The organism is Bdellovibrio bacteriovorus, from assembly GCF_048286975.1.
Lineage (GTDB): Bacteria > Bdellovibrionota > Bdellovibrionia > Bdellovibrionales > Bdellovibrionaceae > Bdellovibrio > Bdellovibrio bacteriovorus_H.
The window spans coordinates 1,429,833-1,449,126 of the sequence record NZ_JBLVRT010000001.1 but is presented as its reverse complement, the minus strand read 5'-3'; the positions used below and the strand labels follow the sequence as shown (position 1 = coordinate 1,449,126).

The window sequence follows — 19,294 nt, the reverse complement described above, 5'->3', positions numbered from 1 at the left end:
CTCTAGGCCATTCTCATACCCGGAGGTATTGAAGTGGCCTATCACGTTCACAGCGACAAACCGTATTTCGACCTGATCATCGGAGACAAAACCTTTTCATCCTGGTCCATGCGTGCGTGGCTGGTGGCGGTTCAATCCGGTTTGCCATTCCGTGAAGTCAACATCACTCTGGATCAGCCAAAAACAGCGGCGCAAATCGCCAAGTTTTCTCCATCCGGCAAAGTGCCTGCGCTGAAGCAAGGCAAGATTGTTCTGTGGGACTCTTTGGCAATTGCTGAATACCTCAATGAACTTTCCCCTGAGGCAAAACTATGGCCTGAAGATATCGGCGCCCGCGCCCTGGCTCGTGCTTACGCGGCGGAAGTGCATTCTGGCTTTGCCTCTTTGCGCTCGCAACTGAGCATGGACCTGAAACACTCTGAAGAAGTCCGTCACCTGACTCCGGGAACTATCACCGACATCAACCGCATCCTGGAAATGTGGACGACCGCCTTGAAAGTCAGCGAAGGTCCTTACCTGTTTGGTGACTTCTGCATTGCCGATGCGTTCTTTGCACCGATTGTTTTCCGCTTCCTGTCTTACAAAATTCAGATCAAAGACAAGATGGTCAAAGCCTATATGAAGAACATCCAGGATCACCATGGGGTGCAATTCTGGGTCGAGGAAGCTTTAAAAGAAAAGACTCCCCGTAAAGTCTTTTGACACTCGGGAAAAGCTTTCATAAGCCCCCCACTGCCCCTTTACATATAGATGCGAAAAGGTGAACTTCTGTCCCATGAAGTTCACCTTTTTTTCTTTCCTGCTTGTTCTGGCAACAAACTCCGAGGCCCTGGCCGCGCGAGTGATTGTGATGATGAAAGATGAATCATCCTTTGAGCGCACCCTGAACACCCGTGGCACCTGGTCCCAGTCCTTGCCCGGCACGATTGAAAAAAGCCTGCCGCACATCAAAACCTTCATTGTCGACACTAAAAACCCCGCAGATCTTGAGCGCATCAAAGCGGCTCCGGGCGTTGCCTATGTTGAAAAAGAATACTTCCATCCGGCACCTCCGCGTGTCAGCGAAGGTGATGAACTTGCAAACACCGATGTTGTTTCTCCGGGGACCCCTTGGGGGCTGGCAGCCATCAGAGCCCCGCAAGCCTGGGAAAGATCCAACAAGGGCGACGGCGTCAGAGTTCTGGTTTTGGACAGCGGCATGAATGCCAGTCACCCGTCTTTGGCTCCGAACTTTGAAAGAGGTCGTAACTTCACCGAAGACTCCGAACCGAATGACTTCCACGACAGAACCGGTCACGGCACCCACGTGGGTGGCACCATTGCCGCGGCAGAAGACGGCAACGGCTTTTCCGGTGTGGCTCCCAAAGCAAAACTGCTGGCGGCCAAAGTCTGCGTGGACTCGGGATGTTCAAACACCGCAATCGTTGCCGGAATCTCCTGGGGCATTTCCCAGGGCGTGGATGTGATGAATCTTTCACTGGGAAGTTCTGGTGGATCTCCAGCAGAAAAAGCAGCCTTGTTGGAAGCGGACCGTGCGGGCATCGCTGTTGTGGCAGCCACGGGCAACTATGGCATCAACGAAGTCTTCTTCCCGGCATCTGCTCCTACTGTGATTGCAGTGGGTGCAGTGAATAGAAATTTAAAACACGCCGTCTTTTCCCAGTACGGCCCGGAAGTTTCTGTCGTGGCACCGGGAGTTCAGATCGTTTCCACCATTCCTGTGGGTTCAGGGCGCTTCAGCACCCTGACCATTGGTGAAAACAGCTCCCCGCAGAAGGCCTATCATCTGAAAGGCACCGCTTTGCCACTCACAGAGATTGCAAAAGCCGTGGTGGACTGCGGCGATGGTGAACCCGCCGACTTCGCAGGAAAAGACGTCAAAGACAAACATGTGCTGGTCACTGTCGGTGAAACCCCGATTGAAGATCAGATCCGCAATGCCATGCGCGCCGGCGCAAGCAGTGTGATTGTCGCCAATAACCGACCAGGCCTGATCGACACGCGCCTTTTTGAAAAAGACAATATGCTGTTTGCGGTGGGCATTTTTGTGGAACAATCCGTGGGTCAAAAAATCCGTGCAGCCATCCATACAAATCCTGAAACCATGATCGGACTGAAATCAGAGTTGACCAGTTTCAAGGAAACTTTCGGGACTTCGATGGCGACTCCGCACGTCGCGGGTGTTGCGGCGCTCATGAAGGCTGCCAACAAAAAAATAAAGCCTTCAGAATTAAAGGCTTTGCTGATGAAGACAGCCACGCCAATGACGCCGAACAATGACAACCGCTATGGCGCGGGTTTGGTCAACGCAGAAGCCGCCGTCAATTCCGCTTTAGATTTTAAATAATCCTTTTGGCCGCCATCTTAACCAGCGCTTTGTCAGTCATGCGTTTTTTCACTGCGCGCAGCAAGCTGTCCAGATTCACTTGAACATTGTCATTGGTGTCGACACAGACTCCACCCACCCATGTCTGATCATTTACCACATGAACGTCCTGATGGCTGGCGGCGGTCACATCCACCTTGCCCCCGTCAATTTTGATTTCTGCAGAAACTGACTCAACCGTGCCATCACCAAATTCGGATTCATCCCAGTCCACTTTGATAACGTGGGAATTGCTGACCTTGATCAGACAAAGTCCGGTCTTGCGGTTGATGATATTGATGTCCCCGCTGCCAGATGACTTTTTTTCGCTGAAAAGACTGTCCAACGCCCCGGCATACACATCCGCCGAATTCATGGACGCCAACACCAGGTCTTTCAGGTCGTCCGACTTCTGCAGCTGCTCCTGCGGCACCAGCTCCTGGATCCAGGATTTAAACTGGGAATCCGGCAGTTTCTGCAGCTTCTGAATCAGCGTCTTGGAATGACCATGATAAAGGGCCGCCAGTTGCACACGGAAATCCGAAATCGGATTGAAGAAGCTCCAGTTTTCCAGAACCTTCATGCCCATTTTGTCTTTCTGACTGCCAAAGTGAGCAAATACTTTCATGATCGCACGGGGAGTGCTGGCCTGCGATTGCGTCAGCAGCACATCGCCCGAGTTCCAAAGCTGCAGCAGATCCTTGGCTTTGATCTCGCGGTCCTCAGGCAGATTGATTCGCAGGGTCTGTCCGTCCAAAGCCAGCACACCTTCGGAACCTTCGACATTCAGGGCACTGATTTCAACGCGATTGAAGTTGAACAACAGCCCGTTCTTTTTTCCGAAGTTGCGTGCGTGGAAGTAGGCCACGAACTGCAGGGCCTCATGGGCATTTCGGCGCAGCAGCTTCTCGGCTTTGCGTTTTCCCACCAGGAAGTAAGAGTCTTTGATGATACGAAAGGTTTTCCCAGATCCGTCCAGACGAGAGCCGACCATTTCAACAGCGGGCATCTGATCCTGGGGGAAGTACTTGCTACGGAAAGAGGACAGGTCCCCCTCACCCACAGGCAGTTGATAGCTCTGGCTCAGGCGATGATAGTAGTCTTTGAAGGTCTGCTCGGCTGCGGGCACCAGCGAGGGGATCAGAGTCGTATTCAGGCACGACAGCATCTGCTGTTCATCGGGAAGAATGCAGGATTCCTGGTTTGAGGCGAAAGCCGCCGAACCGGAAGTAATCACCATGCCCGCCACGAATAGCTTTAAAAGACCTGTCCTTGCGCCCATGATCTGACCTCTCTTTATTATATAGAGGTCTTACAAAGCAAAGCCTGTGCCCCCTATTGGCTCCTTTAAGATGTTATGAATTGATTTGATTTGCACAGCTGACTATTTTCGCTTCCAAAGAATGTCGACTGTCAAATTATGAGACAGTCATTTGATTTTATAATAATCCTATTTGCTTATAGAACTGGCCGGAACCTTGCTTTAAAGGCCAGTGCTATTGGAGTGGGAACATGATGAAGCTCTTGTTGGTTGTAGCTGCTATTATCGGATTGGGTGCTTTCCAGACGGAAGCCGCCCCTCTTTGCCATGTGGCGAAGTCCACGAAGCTTGCCATGGATCAGCGCGATGATCTGCGCCTGAAGTGTTTAAAACAAAAAAAGAACCAGGTCTCTGTCACTCAGTGTTTGAGTGTGGCTTCATCCATGGAATATTCCACCAATGCGGAAGAAGCCCGCCTGGTGTGCCTGTATGACCTGCGCCAACAGCCGAATCTTAAAGAGTGCCATTCCATCACCAAGCTGATGGAATTCCCGGATTCAGGCGATGAAGCACGCTGGGAATGTCTGCGCAAGTTCAACCGAACTATCACCAAAAAGCAATGTCAGAAACTGGCGAAATCCATGAGCTACCCGGCCAATGAACAACGGGCGCAATTGTACTGTGACCAGGAGCTGCAGTAGTATTGTCCGGTTTTGAAACGAGAACTAGGCATCGCATTTTTCCCGGTCTAACATAAGTATGTGGGTAAGACGTTGCTGGGATCTTTTGTTACAATCTGTTTTCTGCTGACTGCAAGCTGCAGTGGTGGCAGCTCCGGTTCGGACTCAAGCTTTCCTTATTCCACCGCCAAAAACTACTTCAAAAGCACCGCCACAATCTCAATGGAAATTTATTATGAAACAGGCTCTGAGCCCTTCACCGGGGCCACCGCTGGCGGCATGAACTATTGGGACATACTGGAAGACAACTTGACGGCGATCTTCCAGTATCGCAGCACTCCTCCGACAATCACTGTTCCCAAAACCCTGGCCGAGATGACTTCTATCCCCGCCCAGGGAAAAACCGAATGGACCGGTATCGACATCGTCAATCTGCACAAGCAGTATCACGGCCAGCTTCCCAGCAGCAGGGACTCGCGCTTCTATCTGTATTTCCTGGATGGCAATTACAGCACAGGGTCCGGCCCAGAAACCGGCGTCATCGGAGTCAGCCTGAGCGGCACCCCGATCATTGCCATCTTCAAGGATGTGGTTCGCAGCTCAGGCATGAATCCCAACGGAGTTGTTCCAAGATACGTTGAACAAAGCACGCTGGTGCACGAAATGGGTCATGCCTTGGGATTTGTGAACAACGGGGTTCCGATGGTAACGGCTCATCAGGACACCGCTCATGGGGCGCATTCCACCAACACCGACTGCGTGATGTACTGGATGAACGAAGGCGCTTCGGACCTTTCCCAATTCCTGCAGAACTATATAAGTTCCGGCGACACAGTGATGTGGGGTCCCGAAGTTCTTCAGGATGCTCAAGGTTATAGCGAATAAATCCTCGTATTTTTCTTCATTATTTATTTACAAACATTACAGAATTGCAAAAAACCAGACTTGCCCCCGCGTCCAGTCCCCCCTATTCTGTCCTCATGGAACTAGGTCCTCAGAAAGGGTTTTCGTTGAACATGATGTCATCTGAAGAAAAAACGAAGAAAACTAAGATTATTGTAAAGGCTCCCACACAAGAACGTTCTCGCCAGACAGTCGCGACAATCCTTGATGCCTGCTCCCGCCTCTTGGTCAGTGAAGGTTTCTACTCAATCACGACTGACAAAATCGCCAAAGAAGCAGGCGTCAGCATCGGTTCTTTGTATCAGTTCTTTGGCAACAAAGAGTCTGTGGTTCAAGCAGTTGTTAAAAACATCCTTGAAGAAGACAAACGCATCTTCAGCGAAAAAATGCGCGCTATTTCCCCACTGCCACCTGAGCAGCGTGTGAAGGGAATGATTGAACTGGCTGTTGAAACCACTCGTCGCAACTCGGAACTTCGCTCTAAACTGACCACCATTCAGTACTATGTTGCCGAAGCTGCTTATATGTCCGAGACAATCCGTTTCTTCCAGGAAGTTGTCCGCTACAACCTTCCTCAGATCCCGGGCCGCGACATGGAAAAGATCTCTTACATCATGGTTAACGCCTTCATTGGCCTGACCAACACAATGGCGATCGATAACCCAACCGCCATCCACGATGCAGCCGTTGTTGAAGAGATCTATCAGCTCTTCCACAAGTATCTGGATCTGGGCGGTCCCGCTCCGGTAGCTGCGGTAAATCGCAATAAAGGCGATTTCATCTAAGTCATCCGCACATTCGAAAATAAAAAAGCCGGGATTGTCTCCCGGCTTTTTTTATTTCCAATTTCCAAGCTCTGATTTCTATTTTCTTTTATCTTCCATCGCCACCATGCGGTCACGGCGGGCCAGAGTGATCAAAGCGACATTGTATTTGTCCTTTGGAACCGCGATCACCGTCTTAGCCGGAATCGGGTGCCCTTTGCGGGCCTTGAAAGTCAGATGCGGATTGAATATCTGGGCCTTGCGATCATCACCATCAAACCAGCTGACGATCTCTTTATACTTTACAGACACCGGAAGCTTCAGATCCTGTGAATCCAAAGGCTTGGACCACACAACAGAACCGAAGTACTTGCCCGCATTCTTTTCCACTTCCAGTGCCGCCAGGAAGCTTGCATAGAAGTTACGGGACGCAAATCCAAAAGTCTTGCTGGATTTTACATCCGTCACCAACTGACCCAGCTCCCGCGTGCCGTACTTTTCAGTCAGCTTGCGCACTCCGGTTGGACCGTGATTGTAACCAGTCACCGCCAAAGGCCAGGAATTCAGCATGGAATAGTTCTGACGAAGAAGTTTCGCCGCCAGTTTTGTCGCTTCCATCGGATGATTGCGGTTGTCCACCGTCGGAGAAATCATTTTGTATGGCTTTGCCGTGTAAGGCATGATCTGCCAAAGACCACTCGCACCCACTTTGGAGCGGGCCATGATATTGAAAGAGCTTTCAACAAATGCCAGACGCGTCAGCTCCACCGGAACCTTGGCATCGCGGAAGATTTTTTCCATGTCTTCAAGATAACGACCGGAATAGAAGATCGCATCCTGCATGCGGTCTTTTTGCCCCAGCTGGAAGCGCAAGCGATCCGCAGCTTCCGGAGAATTCAATTTCAGGGCAATTTCTTTTTTCACTTCATCAACGCGCTTTTGCTTCGCACGCTCTGTGGTCAGGCCCGTCAGATCCACGATCTCGTAAACCTTCTCAACATTCTCAGAATCGTGAATCACACCCTGATTGGTGGAATACTTGGTGTAGATATCAATCCAGAACTGAACTTGTTTGTCCATGCCCTTTGGGATAGAGAACGCGGATTCATGATAACCCAGCGATGCCGTCTGATCAGAGAACACCGGAGCACGCCATGGACGACTTTCTTCCGGACTGCGACCCAAAACCTGTGGCACAACTTGCTCAGCAATATTTCCCTGTGCCATTGCCACAGGAGCGCCTAACATAAAAACGTATAGAACTGAGACACTGAGTTTCATCATGGGAGGTCCACCTTCCACCATTTCAATCGGCTTATTTTACAAGATAGATAAGTAAATTATCAAAAAACGCGCGAATCTTCGTCTCATCCGTGGAACCGTTGTAAACGAAAGAGAAAGTCACAACTCGCCCGTCCTCCAAACCCGCATAACCCGCTAATGAGACCACGCCCGTCAGGAATCCCGTTTTCGCACGCACCCAGCGTTCTGCCGGGGAATTCTTCATGCGTTTTTTAAGCGTGCCATCAACTCCCGCGATCGGCAAGGAAGTCAGGAACTCCGGCTGGACCCGGAAATCGTTGCGTAAATGCTGCAGGACCTTCCACATCGCGAAAGATGACAGCTTGTTCTGTCGCGACAAACCTGAAGGAGACTCCAGATTGTATTGTTCTGCCGGCACCCCCAGACTTTGCATGTGCTCATTGATAACAAGCACGCCATCCGCCAGCGTCGCACCCTTTGTTTTTTTCACCGCACCCAGATTCTTGGTCAGCATCTCGGCAACGTAGTTGTTTGAAAACTTGTTCATGTCGGCAACCATTTGTTCAATCGGTTTACTTTCCGATTCAGCGACCAGTTCGGCCTTCTCTGGTGTGACACCGTTGCGGATCGTACCGGTGAGTTGAATTCCTCTTTGCGCCAGAAAAGCCTTCAGATTGTAGCCTGCCCAAAGGTCCGGTTGCGTGATGTTCTTAAAGACCACCACTTCCTTCAAACCCTGACCAATACTGCCGCCGACGTGAATCACATCTCCCGGGAACTTCTTGTCTTCATCACGATCCGCCAGAAGATTGTTCGCCGAACCACCCACCGTTTTGGCTTTGTTCACCAGACGGATATAGTCATTTTCCGGATCAATCGTAACATCTGCGCCGTTACCTGCGCCATTTGCACGCACAAAAATGTTCACTGAATTCCAGTTAAAGCTCATCGCGCCGACCGGTGCATCGTAAGCACGATCCACGCGCTCTTTCTGTCGACTCATGTCGTAACGAACACTGTCGAACAGAGAATCATCGACGACGATATCCCCTTCAATTTTTTTGATTTTGGTTCTGGTGAAAGCATTCACCAGATACCACATGTTTTCAGATACAAATGAAGGATCCCCACCGCCTTTAAGGTACAAAGTCCCCTTCAAGGTTCCGTTTTTCAGCTCGCCGCTGATCAAAAGCTGAGTTTTAAATTTAGTCCCCGGAGGAAACGAAGCCAAAACCGCGGAAGCTGTCGCAATTTTCGAAATGGATGCCGGGACCATCATCTTGTTCCCATTCACATCCAGAAGAGTTTTCAGTTCTTCCCCTTCACCAATCGTCGCATAAATACCCAAATCTTTGGTGTTCACGCCGTACTTCTTAGCCAGCCCCTCAAACTCTTTGGAAATATCCTTAAACTTATCATCCGCGTGAACGTTGAAAGAAATCATCGCAACGACCAAAGAAATCAATAAAGCTTTCACTCAACTCTCCCCATAAAAACCAATCCGGAAACCGTTCCAAATCACCTGCAGAAAACGCAAGTCCGACAACGCAGTCAGATGAGCCTTTTTCACGCGTTCTGGACGATGGTAATGTTCTTAGTTTTCTTTCGCAAGTCTTGGAGTCACTTGTTAGACTGAAGTTCATGAAAAAACGTGAATGGCTAATTGTGATTCTGCCACTTCTGGCGACGTGGTCCTTGGACCGCATCACCAAGATCTGGGCGACGGGAATCACGCAGTTGAAATCCTATGGTCCTGTGCACTTCGTTCTTCATCATAACCATGGGGCTATGCTGGGGCTGTTTTCGGATTTACCGTCTGTGCTGCGTATCGTGTCCCTTTCCACTGGCGGCGCGTTTTTGCTGGCGACTTATGCTCTGATCCAATACTTGCTTCCCATCAAGTCCCTCACTTTGCGTTCCGGTCTTTCCATTTTGATTGGCGGAATCATTGGAAACGTCACTGACCGGATCATCTGGGGCTACGTGGTCGATTTCATCGTTGTCGGCACACCGTCCCTGTCCAGTCCGGCATTCAACGTGGCCGATGCCCTGCAATGGGTGGGTTATGGCCTGATCGTGTATGCGATCATCCGCGAGGGTGAACTGCTGTGGCCCGAAAACAACGTGCGCAAACAGTATTGGGTGAACATGCCTTTCCAGCTCAAATACTGCTTCATCCTGATGGGTGTGGGTTTAAGTCTGACGCTGATCTGCTCGGTGTTTTCCTATACCTACATGCGTGTGACGATTCAGGAACTGGTGGGCAACAACGCCTTTTTGCTGAACAAATTTCTGGTACCGTTTGTGATCACCTTTATGATCATCTCGGTTGCGTTCTGTGCGATCTTGTTTGCGGTGGGCCGTTTGATTTCCCACCGCATCGCCGGTCCGCTTTATGCCTTTGAACGCTTCCTGAACCAGGCCCTGGAAGGCAAAGCGGATGCCCATCTGAAACTTCGAACCGGCGATGAGTTCAAACATCTGGAAGAACTGGCAGATGAAATCAATAAACGTCTGCACCAGATTAAAAAAGAACGTACCGTCAATGTGATCGAATACAAAGAAGAGGGCTAGCCCCTCTTTTGGTCCTGATTTCCGCGTAAATCCACAGGTTTTCCCTCTGAATTCCGATAAACAAACCATGCGCAGTACATTGATCGCAATCCTATTTTTGACGGTGTTCCCTTTGGCAGAGGCTCTTGCCGAGAACTGCAGTATTTCCAGCATCCAAACGCAGGCCAAGCAAATCGCTCAAGGCTATCAAAAATACGATATGTCGATGGAGATCGACTCACTGACCAGCCGCATGCAGCGATGCAAGATTCCCAGCCGCAGACTGGGGGTGCCTGAGACTTTCTATCCGACCCTGCGCACTCAAACCCTTCGAGCTGAATTCAACCGTATCCAGGTCGATATGGAACAATATGCGAACACGGGCCGAATCAATGAATTTGTCGAGGCCTACACCGCCTATGGTAAAGAGCTGGGGTTTCCTCCGAATATTCTGAAGTCCTTCACGAACGGTCTTAAAGCCAAGGCTGAAAAATCCTATGCCCGCGAAAAGCAGTCCTGCAAACCCATGGACGTCAGCAAAGAAATGGGTCCCGTGCGAAATCAGGATTCCATCGGCTGGTGTTATGCATTTGCAGCCGCGGATGTACTGTCCTTCAAACTGAAAAAGAAAATCTCTGCGGCGGACATTGCCGTAAACTATAACGACAGCCTGTTCAACACCGGCGCCAAATATGTCGGCGTCAAGGCCGGCAGTCTTGAGGGCGGCTTCCCTTCCAGTGCGCTGGAAGGGGCCATCGAAAAAGGCCTGTGTCTGGAAAAAGACTTTCCCAGCGAGGACAACATCAACGGCGAATACCAGGAGCTGATCACCCAGATCGACAAACTGGGACGGGATGAGATCACCTCGTGGTCGACCCCCAACTGTGAAAAAGTCTATCAGACCTCGCGCCGCCTGTTCCCGAATGTAAGCACCAAGGACCTGGAACAAATCCTGAAAACCTCCTCACGCGCGGATTTCATCGACCAGATGGCCAACCGCACATGCAAACAGCGTATCAAGACAGACTTGAAAGTGTCTTCCCCGTGGACCTTCCGTGAAAAGTCCTTGGGTGATGAAATTGACGAGCAATTGAGCGCCAAAAATCCGGTTGTCCTCAGCTATGATGCCACTGGCCTTACCGACCGCCGGGACTATTCCGAGCTGGGCATGCATGCCAGTGTGCTGGTCGGTCGCAGATTCAATGAAAAATCCGGACAGTGCGAATATCTTCTAAGAAATTCCTGGGGCCGCAGCTGCGGTTACTATGATCCTTCTTATCAGTGCAAAGAAGGCAACATCTGGATTCCGAAAGCGGACATCGTAAAACGAGGCAAGGGTGCAACTTATGTTAAGTAGTCTGATTCTGTTTCTGACAACGCCTGTGTTTGCCGCGGATCTGACCTGCCAAAAAGGCAGCTTCCGCATGCCGTACAATGCTGAAACCAAAGTCGTTGAAGCGCAGACTTACTGCTTCAATGAAGACCGTACCGAGCTTTACTCCAAAGACTGCCAAAACCGCAAATGCACGGCTTTCACAGTCGATATCGAAGTTAAGACAGCGGACATTCTGGATCAAAAAAGCAATCCGGGCTTCAATCTGTGCCGCAAACTGGGTGGCAAGCCGGAGTTGCTGGAGTTTGAAGCGTCGAAAGAATGGTTCGCCCTGGATCGCTGTGTCTTCAAGGACGGCTCCTTTGTGAGCACCGGTGAACTGGTGCGCCACTATCTGCGCCCACGCAAATAGTTCGAACCCAAAAGCCCTCAGTTCGGTTTTATCCCTATTTCAGCCAACTGTCCTGAGGCTCACATTCCTTGGCATCGAATCCAGCAGGTATTTGCTACATCCTGAGGCAGCGATCCCCCTGGATTTATAAGGTTTTTTGAAGTCGCACTGGCTTTTGCAATAGCCTGTGCTATACCCTTCGCCATGAACGAAACCACGCCTCTTAAAGCCGTCCTTGTCGGTATCCAACTTCAACGCACTTCAGATCAGGAACTCAAAGGGTCTTTGACGGAACTTTCCCGTCTGGTCACCACTCTGGGGTATGAAGTTGTCGGCCAGATGTCCCAGCGTCGCAGTTCGACCAAAACCGCCACCGTCCTGGGTGATGGCAAATTGAAAGAACTGGCCGAGTGGACCGGCGGCACGGGCAAAATCAGTCCAAACTTCACCAAGAAAAAACACAAGGCCGCTTTGCGCTTTAAAAAAGACGAAGAGGAAGATGACTTGTTCGGCGATGACGTCGAAGAAGTTTTCGAAGTCGAAGAGGGTGCTGAGGATATGGACTCTACCGGCGACACGACACCTCAGGAAAAAGCTCAGGTTGTGGTTATTGACTGCGACCTTTCGCCTTCCCAATTGCGCAATCTTGAAAGCGCCACCGGCGCCCAGGTTCTGGACCGCACCGGGGTGATCATTGAAATCTTCAGCCGTCACGCCCGCACGCGTGCAGCCCGTCTGCAGGTTGAAATTGCGCGTTTGACGTATGTGGCTCCACGCATGCGTGAATCCACCGCTGGCGATGACCGTCAGGGTGGTGGCGGTAAAGGGGCCGGTGAAACCAGCATCGAGCTGGATCGTCGTAAGATCCGCGACCGCATCAAGGAACTGAAGCAGGAACTGGCTTCCATTTCCCAGGAGCTGGACACCCGTCGCGCGCGCCGTGAACAGGAACTGACCCTCGCCCTGGTGGGTTACACCAATGCCGGCAAGTCCTCGTTGATGCGGGCATTGACCGGCAGTGATGTGCTGATCGCCGACAAGCTGTTTGCAACCCTGGACACCACCGTTCGTATTCTTTATCCGGAAACCAAACCCAAAATTCTGGTTTCAGACACCGTGGGGTTCATCAAAAAACTTCCGCATGATCTGGTGGCGTCTTTCAAATCCACACTGGATGAGGCGGCGAATGCGTCGTTGCTTCTGTACACCGTGGACTGTTCCGATCCGACATTCCGCTCACAACTGGAAGTCACCCGCACCGTCCTGGCAGAGGTCGGCGCGCAGGATATTCCAAGCAAGCTGATCTTCAACAAGCGCGACCGCCTGAGCCCTGAAGAAGAAGCCGAACTGGCAAAAGAATTCCCGGAAGCTCACTTCATGTCGGCGAAAAACGCGGATGATGTGGCGACCCTGCATTCCATGCTGGTAAAACACTTTGAAAACGAGATGGTCGAGGAAGATGTTCTGATCCCCTACACCACTCAGGGTGCCATCGGTGAAATCCGCGGCAAAATGCGTGTACTGAACGAGTCCTATGAAGCCAACGGCGTGGTTCTGAAAATCCGCGCGCACCGCGAAGACCTGCAATCCATGAAAGAGCGCTATGGTCTGATTCCGGGTAAAGGTAAAAAGAAAAACAACCTAAGCTGGAACATCGACGAAGATTAGATCCTCGGGGCCGGCCTCACCACCGAGGGTGGGGCTCCCAAATTGAGACGAGCAACAGTTTCTTTCAAAACACGACAAGCGTTCTAAACTAGCAATCGCCTTTTACCGAATAGTTCACGAGCACTGCCTCCTGGAACTTTCGTGTAAAGGCGATAAATGACTTCATTACTCTGGCTTCTAATATTCAGTCTTGTCATTACTGGCTGCTCCATTGATGCCAGCATCCTTTCGTTCGACAGCTCCTCTGCAAGCCCGCCTTCACTCACACCAGACACAGACACATCATTGGTATTTGGCGACAACGGGTTTGTTAGATTTAAGCTGAAAACCGGCGGAATTCCCGGCGAAAACGATTCCAACGCCCTCACGGTTCAGGCCGATGGCAAGATCCTGCTGGCGGGTTATGCCGATGTTATTGACGGAGAAGATTTTGGAATCCTCCGTCTGAACGCTGATGGCACCCTGGACACCAGCTTTGCCGGAGACGGCAGCTGGACTTATGCTCCCGGAATAAACAACTTTGACAACCTAATGGATATCACCACCCAACCCGACGGAAAAATCCTGGGTGTGGGCCTGAGCAATGAAGGCAGTACGTCGTCTATTGCCCTGGTGCGACTCAATTCCGACGGCACTCCGGACGTCAGCTTTGGCACGGTGGGCTTCTCGTATCTTAACCTGCCTTCGGCGACAGAGAGCGAAGGAAAGAAAATACAGCTTTTGGCCAACGGAAAAATTCTGGTCGCTGGAATAGCTTTTGTCTCTCCTTACAACCAGATCTTTGTGGCCCGTTACAATTCAGACGGAAGCCTCGACACCACTTTCAACTCTGGATCGGGTTTCAATATTTTGACAATCGCCGGACGTAACAATGACGTTTACGACCTTAAAACCGACAGTCTGGGAAGAATCATTGTCAGCGGTTATACTTGGCCTACCGGAGACCTGAGCGGTGTGATCGCCCGTTTGAGCAGCGACGGAAGCCTTGATACGGCGTTTGGTGGCACCGGGATTGTCATCACCAACCGCAGCAGTTCGGCGAACGACAGCATCTACAGTATCCATCCTCTAAGCGATGGCAGCATCCTCGTCGCGGGAGCCCTGACCACGGCTGGAAACTCCAATTGTTATCTTTCAAAATACACAGCTGCAGGAGCGGTAGACGCCACCTTCAACGGAACAGGAATTTCTGTTGTGGACTTTGGAGGAAGCGATGTTTGCCGAGGCATGGATGTCATGAGTGATGGCAGCATTATGATGAGCGGGAACAGCGCCAACAACTTTGTTGCAGCGAAACTGACTGCCGCCGGGGCTCTGGATGCCAGCTATGGTGCCAGCGGACTCGTCAGTGTCGACGTCACGGGCAACACAAAGTACGACTACATGGCAGACTCGCACCTGCTCAGCGACGATAAGCTTCTAATTGCAGGTTATACGTTTACCGACAATGAAGAGTACTCCGTGGCCCGACTCAACCCTGACGGCAGCCTGGATACCACACTGAACGGCACTGGAACCGGATACTATGACATTGAAGGGGACCCCTACGATGCCATTGCCTGCATCACACTGCAGCCTGATGGAAAAGTTCTGCTCGGAGGCGCATCACAGAGCAATGACTGGGGCAAAACAGCTGTGGCACGCCTGAATCTTGACGGCACTCTGGACTCTTCATTCGGCAGCAATGGCTCCACCCTGGCTTATCCCTTGCCCAACGAGTACGCTTCCTTCGGCAATGTGCACGTCCTGGCAAACGGAAAAATTCTTGCGTCCGGAGACGTGGATGGAAACTTCCTGCTGGCCCGTTACAACACAGACGGCACCCTCGACACCACATTCGCGAGTGGAGCAGGATTTGTCCTGACAAGCTTGACCGCCGGAACCACTGAGTCTGTTTCCAGCATGCTGGTGCAGCCTGACGGAAAAATTGTGCTTATCGGCAGTGAAGATAACAACATCGCTCTGGCCCGGTACAATCCGGATGGCTCACTGGACGGCAGCTTCGGCACCGGAGGAACTTTGCTTTTGGATCTGGGCGATGTCGACCGGGCCCAAGACGGACGATATTTAAGTGACGGCAAGCTGCTGATTGCGGGCAAAACGCAAAATATGTTCATGCTTCTACGCCTGAATTCAAACGGAACTCTGGACACGACCTGGGGCTCTGGCACGGGCTATCTGACAACAAATTTTGGCGGCACAAATCACGTCCACGTAAAAATGGCGATTCTGCCGGACGACCGAGTCATTCTGGCAGGACAAGTGGACTCCCATTTTGGAGTGGCTAGATACAACGCCGACGGCAGCCTTGATTCCAGCTTTGGCACAACGGGCTCCACTCTTGTGACCATCGCAGGCAGCACCGCTGAGGACTTCTATGATATGGGCGTGCAAAGCGATGGCCGAATACTGCTTGCTGGCGGTGCGGTTCACGGAGCCCTCTATAAAGCGATAGTATTACGACTGAATACGGATGGCAGCCTCGACTCTGGCTTCGGCACAGCCGGAGTGGTTGTGGAACAACCTGCCGCCGAAAACTTTGAGTCTGACTTCAGGGCGATTGCGATAAACTCCGATGACAGCTTCTATGTCGCGGGTCTTCAGCACAAACACCGTAACTACAGCATCGTCTATAAATTCGGAAAAAACGGCACGCGCTAAGCGCCTAGATCCAAATGACCTGGGCATCGCTGATACGATTCAGATAATAGCGTTTGGCCGCCTGATCCTTGTGGCAGAACGCCTGCAGGTAATCCCCGTCCGGATTTCTGACAATGCCAATCGGGGTCACACGACGGGTGGAACCTCGGTCTGATCCGCCCTCGTAAACCATATCGACATCTTTTTTGGTCTGAATCGCTTCGATGATGGACTTGAACTGAGGTGCACTGAGTGACGCCAGGGAATAGTCCTTCCACCACAGATTTTTTCCCTGACTTTTGATGGCTCCGGCCAAAGTCATTTCCGGTGGCATCTTGGCAAAACAAGCCAACCCCACGTGCAGACAGGCTTTTGCATCGTCATAGGCCCGGTGGGCCTGGCCCCCGTCAATGTTCAGATGTCTGACCAGAGTCTGCAACTTGTGGTTTTCCACGCCATGAATCCATTTGCGCGAAAGCAGGCTGGTGCACAATGCCGGTTCCGGCAACAACGGCAGCTGATTCTTTTCAAAATCAATGGCCATGAAACCCAAATCAAAGGGCGCATGGTGGGCCATCACAATCGCCCCTTTGAAGAATTCATGGATCTCGCGGATCTTTTCGGTGATCAACGGGGCGTCGGCGACCATTTCGTTGGTGATGCCGTGAATCCCGATGATGAAATCAGTCATCGGCTCGCGCGGCTTGAAAAGAAACTGCAAGCGGCCGACTTCTTCACCCTTGTACCACTTCACGGCGCCAAACTCGACCACGTCATGCCCGACCGGATAAGCTCCGCTGGTTTCAGTATCAAAGGCGACATATGTGTATTCATTCAGTGGCAAATCAAGATTCATAGCGGGCCAATCTACCTTTCTTGGGGCTGTTGGTCCAGTTCCCCGTGCAGGCCCCGCGCGAAAACTTTGTTTTTCCGGCAGGACTAAGTCACAATTAGGCGAACTATCTATGCGAAGATACATTGCTTTTACCATTATTCTGATCAGCACTTTGGGGGCCTCCGCCGCCAAAGCCAGCACATCTCCAACCTTTGCGCTGTCCGGTGATGTGAGCCTGCTTTCACACTATGTGGAACACGGGCTTTCCCAATCCGACAATTCCCCGGCTTTGCAGGGATCGTTCTGGTTCAACTTTGGATCTCAATTCCGTCTGGGAGTTTGGGGTTCGAACACGAACTATGAACATGGTGACGACCACTTCAACCTGCGCATGAATGCAGAAGTGAAAGTGGACTTCTCGCAAAACGCGTCGATGGAAATTGGTTACACCAAAAGTCAGTACTATAACGGTGGAGACCACAACGGCGATCTGCTCAGCCTGCACCTGAATCTGTGGAAGTCGCGCATCATGTACGACACGAATTCCAACTGGGAGGCGACCCATGAAAAATCAGAACGTTTTGGTTTTGGCAATATCATGGATGTTTTTGGCGGCTGGAAATGGAACAACGAAATCGGCTATAACACACCGGACGTTGAAACGATCAATCCGTACTTTGATGCTCGAACCGGACTGGGTACAAAATGGGGTGTGATTTTCTTTGAAGGAGCCCTCACCGCGACCAGTGAAAGCTCCCAATTTGACGGGGCTGGCGACTATTTCTTTATTCTGTCTGCATCGACGGATCTGTAATTCCCGTCTCTTCTTTCAGGTCCTGATCCACTTGCTGTTTCAGGTCCTTCTTTTCAGCCTCTTTACGGTTGCTGATCTGATTCACAAAGCTGTCATACACAGACATATCCACACGGGAAGGACCGAACAGGGTTTCGAGCTTGCGCGGCTTGTGACCGTCGGAAGTGATTTCCTTCTGCGCGATCTTCACCCGGATAAAACCAATCAGCTTGGCTGGATCAATTTCACCGCGTTTTTCCTTCACACTGATACCACCTGTGACATTCACTGTGTTGTTTTCAAGTGAAGCCAGGATCTTGGCGCGAACAATATCAAAGCGCTCGGAAGCCACCTTGTTTGCAGACATCACACTGCCATCCGGAACCGCCTGAATAAACAGACCCGAAGTCAGTTTGATATCCGCATCCTTCAAACCGGTGGTGATGCCTTTGATCTTATCCATGACCTTTACAAAGTTTGCATTCGGCGTGGATGTGCCACGCTCAAACAGCATGTAGTCAGGAATATCAAAGTCATACCCGTCCGGAGTGACCGTGACGTTCTTCGCCACATCTGTCATCTGGTCCGCAAGATAAGCCGCCACCACTTTTGTGGAGCCCATATCCAGCAGGTTCGGAGTTTTATCTGCCGGTTCCATGAAACTCTGGAAGGCCTTCAACGGCTCATTCAGAATATCCAGGAAAAGTTTTTCCAGAGTGATTTCAGCACCGAAGTTCTGGAAGTTGTATTCAATAACAGAAGGTGTGGAGAAATAGTCAGAAACCGCTTTTTTGGTTTCCTCACTTTGCCCCACCAGCCACATAACCAGGAAGAACGCCATCAAGGCCGTCATAAAGTCGGCCAAGGCCACCTTCCAGGAACCCCCGTGGTGACCACCGCCAGAAACTATGATCTTTTTGATAACGATCGTCTGTTTCTTTTCTGCCATGATTATGCCGCTTTCTTGATTTCTTTGGTAGCCTTGTCGACTTCCTCGAAGGATGGACGCTCTTCAGGCATGATCGAGCGACGTGCGTACTCCACACATACAATTGGAGGTGCGCCACGCTGCAAAGCCACCATCGCAGCTTTGATACACTGAAGATAGCGACCTTCAGCATCGATATCCGCCGTCATTTTTGCCGCCGTTGGAGCGATCAGACCGTAGGCACAGAAAACCCCCAACATCGTTCCAACAAGGGCGCCCGCAACCAAGGCACCGATCTTTTCAACCCCTTCGGTCAAGTGGGCCATCGTTTTTACGATACCCAAAACCGCGGCAACGATCCCCAGACCCGGGAAACCATCGGCAACAGTCTGTACGGCGTGAGCCGCCATGTGTTCTTCGTGGTGAATTGCTTTGATGTCCGCATCCAGAAGGTCATCAACATCATACGGGGACATCTCTGCTGACAGCGTGATTTTCATCGTGTCGCAAAGGAAGTGAACCGCGTGATGGTTGTGCATGAAACTTGGATAGGCTTTGAAGATGTCACTCTTGTCCGGTTCCTCGATGTGTTTTTCGATACCTTGAGGACCTTCCTTACGAAAAGCCTGGAACAACTGGAACATCATCTGCAACAACTCAACATAGTCCTGCTTTTGAGGACCCTTTGCCGTCATTGCTTTGATGCTCAGCTTGAAACCGGATTTGATAATCTTCATCGGGTTGGCAATGATATATGCACCCAATGCCGCTCCCCCGATAATCATCATTTCAATAGGGGCCGACTTGATAATCACGGACATGTTACCGCCGGCTATGAGGAAGCCGCCGAACACCATCACGAATACAATTAATATACCTACAAAACCCATAAGATATGACCTCTCAGTTTCTCTATC

General features: G+C 51.1%; 17 protein-coding genes. 11 read left to right on the top strand and 6 right to left on the bottom strand.

The genetic code is table 11. The annotated features are described in order from the left end of the window. The first annotated feature begins 33 nt into the window (after positions 1 to 33). Positions 34 to 702: a glutathione S-transferase family protein gene (locus ACNQKP_RS07180; protein ID WP_417863790.1), complete on the top strand. Its 669-nt coding sequence runs from the start codon at positions 34 to 36 to the stop codon at positions 700 to 702. A 73-nt stretch (positions 703 to 775) separates the two neighbouring features. After that, complete coding sequence (locus ACNQKP_RS07175; protein ID WP_417863789.1) at positions 776 to 2,347, top strand: S8 family serine peptidase; 1,572 nt, start codon at positions 776 to 778, stop codon at positions 2,345 to 2,347. Here the strand turns inward: ACNQKP_RS07175 and ACNQKP_RS07170 are convergent. Next, positions 2,340 to 3,647 carry a hypothetical protein gene (locus tag ACNQKP_RS07170; protein ID WP_417863787.1) on the bottom strand — a complete coding sequence of 436 codons (1,308 nt, stop codon included), beginning with the start codon at positions 3,645 to 3,647 and terminating at the stop codon, positions 2,340 to 2,342. The two genes, ACNQKP_RS07175 and ACNQKP_RS07170, sit on opposite strands and share 8 nt — an antisense overlap. A 230-nt stretch (positions 3,648 to 3,877) precedes the next feature. Here ACNQKP_RS07170 and ACNQKP_RS07165 point away from each other — a divergent pair, with 230 nt between their 5' ends. From ACNQKP_RS07165 to ACNQKP_RS07155, 3 genes are all read left to right on the top strand, one after another. Then, positions 3,878 to 4,327 carry a hypothetical protein gene (locus tag ACNQKP_RS07165; protein WP_417863785.1) on the top strand — a complete coding sequence of 150 codons (450 nt, stop codon included), beginning with the start codon at positions 3,878 to 3,880 and terminating at the stop codon, positions 4,325 to 4,327. A 60-nt stretch (positions 4,328 to 4,387) separates the two neighbouring features. Next, positions 4,388 to 5,191: a hypothetical protein gene (locus ACNQKP_RS07160; RefSeq protein ID WP_417863784.1), complete on the top strand. Its 804-nt coding sequence runs from the start codon at positions 4,388 to 4,390 to the stop codon at positions 5,189 to 5,191. Between the two features lie 95 nt (positions 5,192 to 5,286). Then, positions 5,287 to 5,994, top strand: coding sequence for a TetR/AcrR family transcriptional regulator (locus ACNQKP_RS07155; RefSeq protein ID WP_417863782.1), 708 nt, complete (start codon positions 5,287 to 5,289; stop codon positions 5,992 to 5,994). Positions 5,995 to 6,072: 78 nt separating this feature from the next. Here the strand turns inward: ACNQKP_RS07155 and ACNQKP_RS07150 are convergent, their stop codons facing one another. Continuing rightward, positions 6,073 to 7,200, bottom strand: a complete 1,128-nt coding sequence (locus ACNQKP_RS07150; RefSeq protein WP_417863780.1) for a lytic transglycosylase domain-containing protein — start codon at positions 7,198 to 7,200, stop codon at positions 6,073 to 6,075. An 88-nt stretch (positions 7,201 to 7,288) separates the two neighbouring features. Next, positions 7,289 to 8,713: a D-alanyl-D-alanine carboxypeptidase/D-alanyl-D-alanine-endopeptidase gene (gene dacB, locus ACNQKP_RS07145; protein ID WP_417863779.1), complete on the bottom strand. Its 1,425-nt coding sequence runs from the start codon at positions 8,711 to 8,713 to the stop codon at positions 7,289 to 7,291. A 164-nt stretch (positions 8,714 to 8,877) separates the two neighbouring features. Between dacB and ACNQKP_RS07140 the strand changes: the two genes are divergently transcribed. The 5 genes from ACNQKP_RS07140 (at position 8,878) to ACNQKP_RS07120 (ending at position 15,842) form a co-directional block, all read left to right on the top strand. Continuing rightward, positions 8,878 to 9,810: a signal peptidase II gene (locus ACNQKP_RS07140; RefSeq protein WP_417863777.1), complete on the top strand. Its 933-nt coding sequence runs from the start codon at positions 8,878 to 8,880 to the stop codon at positions 9,808 to 9,810. Between the two features lie 67 nt (positions 9,811 to 9,877). Beyond that, positions 9,878 to 11,146: a C1 family peptidase gene (locus ACNQKP_RS07135; RefSeq protein ID WP_417863775.1), complete on the top strand. Its 1,269-nt coding sequence runs from the start codon at positions 9,878 to 9,880 to the stop codon at positions 11,144 to 11,146. Beyond that, positions 11,136 to 11,534 (top strand): hypothetical protein, encoded by a 399-nt coding sequence (locus ACNQKP_RS07130; RefSeq protein WP_417863774.1) that lies wholly within the window; start codon positions 11,136 to 11,138, stop codon positions 11,532 to 11,534. The genes ACNQKP_RS07135 and ACNQKP_RS07130 overlap by 11 nt, the downstream gene beginning before the upstream one ends. A gap of 183 nt (positions 11,535 to 11,717) precedes the next feature. Further along, entirely contained in the window at positions 11,718 to 13,181 is a 1,464-nt protein-coding gene (gene hflX, locus ACNQKP_RS07125) for a GTPase HflX (RefSeq protein ID WP_417863772.1), read from the top strand. A gap of 156 nt (positions 13,182 to 13,337) precedes the next feature. Next, a complete protein-coding gene (locus tag ACNQKP_RS07120) occupies positions 13,338 to 15,842 on the top strand; it encodes a delta-60 repeat domain-containing protein (protein WP_417863771.1) in 2,505 nt (834 codons plus the stop codon). A gap of 4 nt (positions 15,843 to 15,846) precedes the next feature. Here ACNQKP_RS07120 and ACNQKP_RS07115 read toward each other — a convergent pair whose 3' ends face one another. Further along, positions 15,847 to 16,677 carry an exonuclease domain-containing protein gene (locus tag ACNQKP_RS07115; RefSeq protein WP_011165604.1) on the bottom strand — a complete coding sequence of 277 codons (831 nt, stop codon included), beginning with the start codon at positions 16,675 to 16,677 and terminating at the stop codon, positions 15,847 to 15,849. 109 nt (positions 16,678 to 16,786) lie between these two features. On the opposite strand from ACNQKP_RS07115, the gene ACNQKP_RS07110 reads away from it, so the two are divergent. Further along, entirely contained in the window at positions 16,787 to 17,470 is a 684-nt protein-coding gene (locus ACNQKP_RS07110; RefSeq protein WP_417863769.1) for a TorF family putative porin, read from the top strand. Here ACNQKP_RS07110 and ACNQKP_RS07105 read toward each other — a convergent pair. Next, on the bottom strand, positions 17,442 to 18,398 hold the full coding sequence (locus ACNQKP_RS07105; protein ID WP_417863767.1) for a flagellar motor protein MotB: 957 nt from the start codon (positions 18,396 to 18,398) through the stop codon (positions 17,442 to 17,444). The genes ACNQKP_RS07110 and ACNQKP_RS07105 overlap by 29 nt on opposite strands. A 2-nt stretch (positions 18,399 to 18,400) precedes the next feature. Further along, positions 18,401 to 19,267 carry a flagellar motor stator protein MotA gene (motA, locus tag ACNQKP_RS07100; RefSeq protein WP_374033987.1) on the bottom strand — a complete coding sequence of 289 codons (867 nt, stop codon included), beginning with the start codon at positions 19,265 to 19,267 and terminating at the stop codon, positions 18,401 to 18,403. Between the last annotated feature and the right edge of the window lie 27 nt (positions 19,268 to 19,294).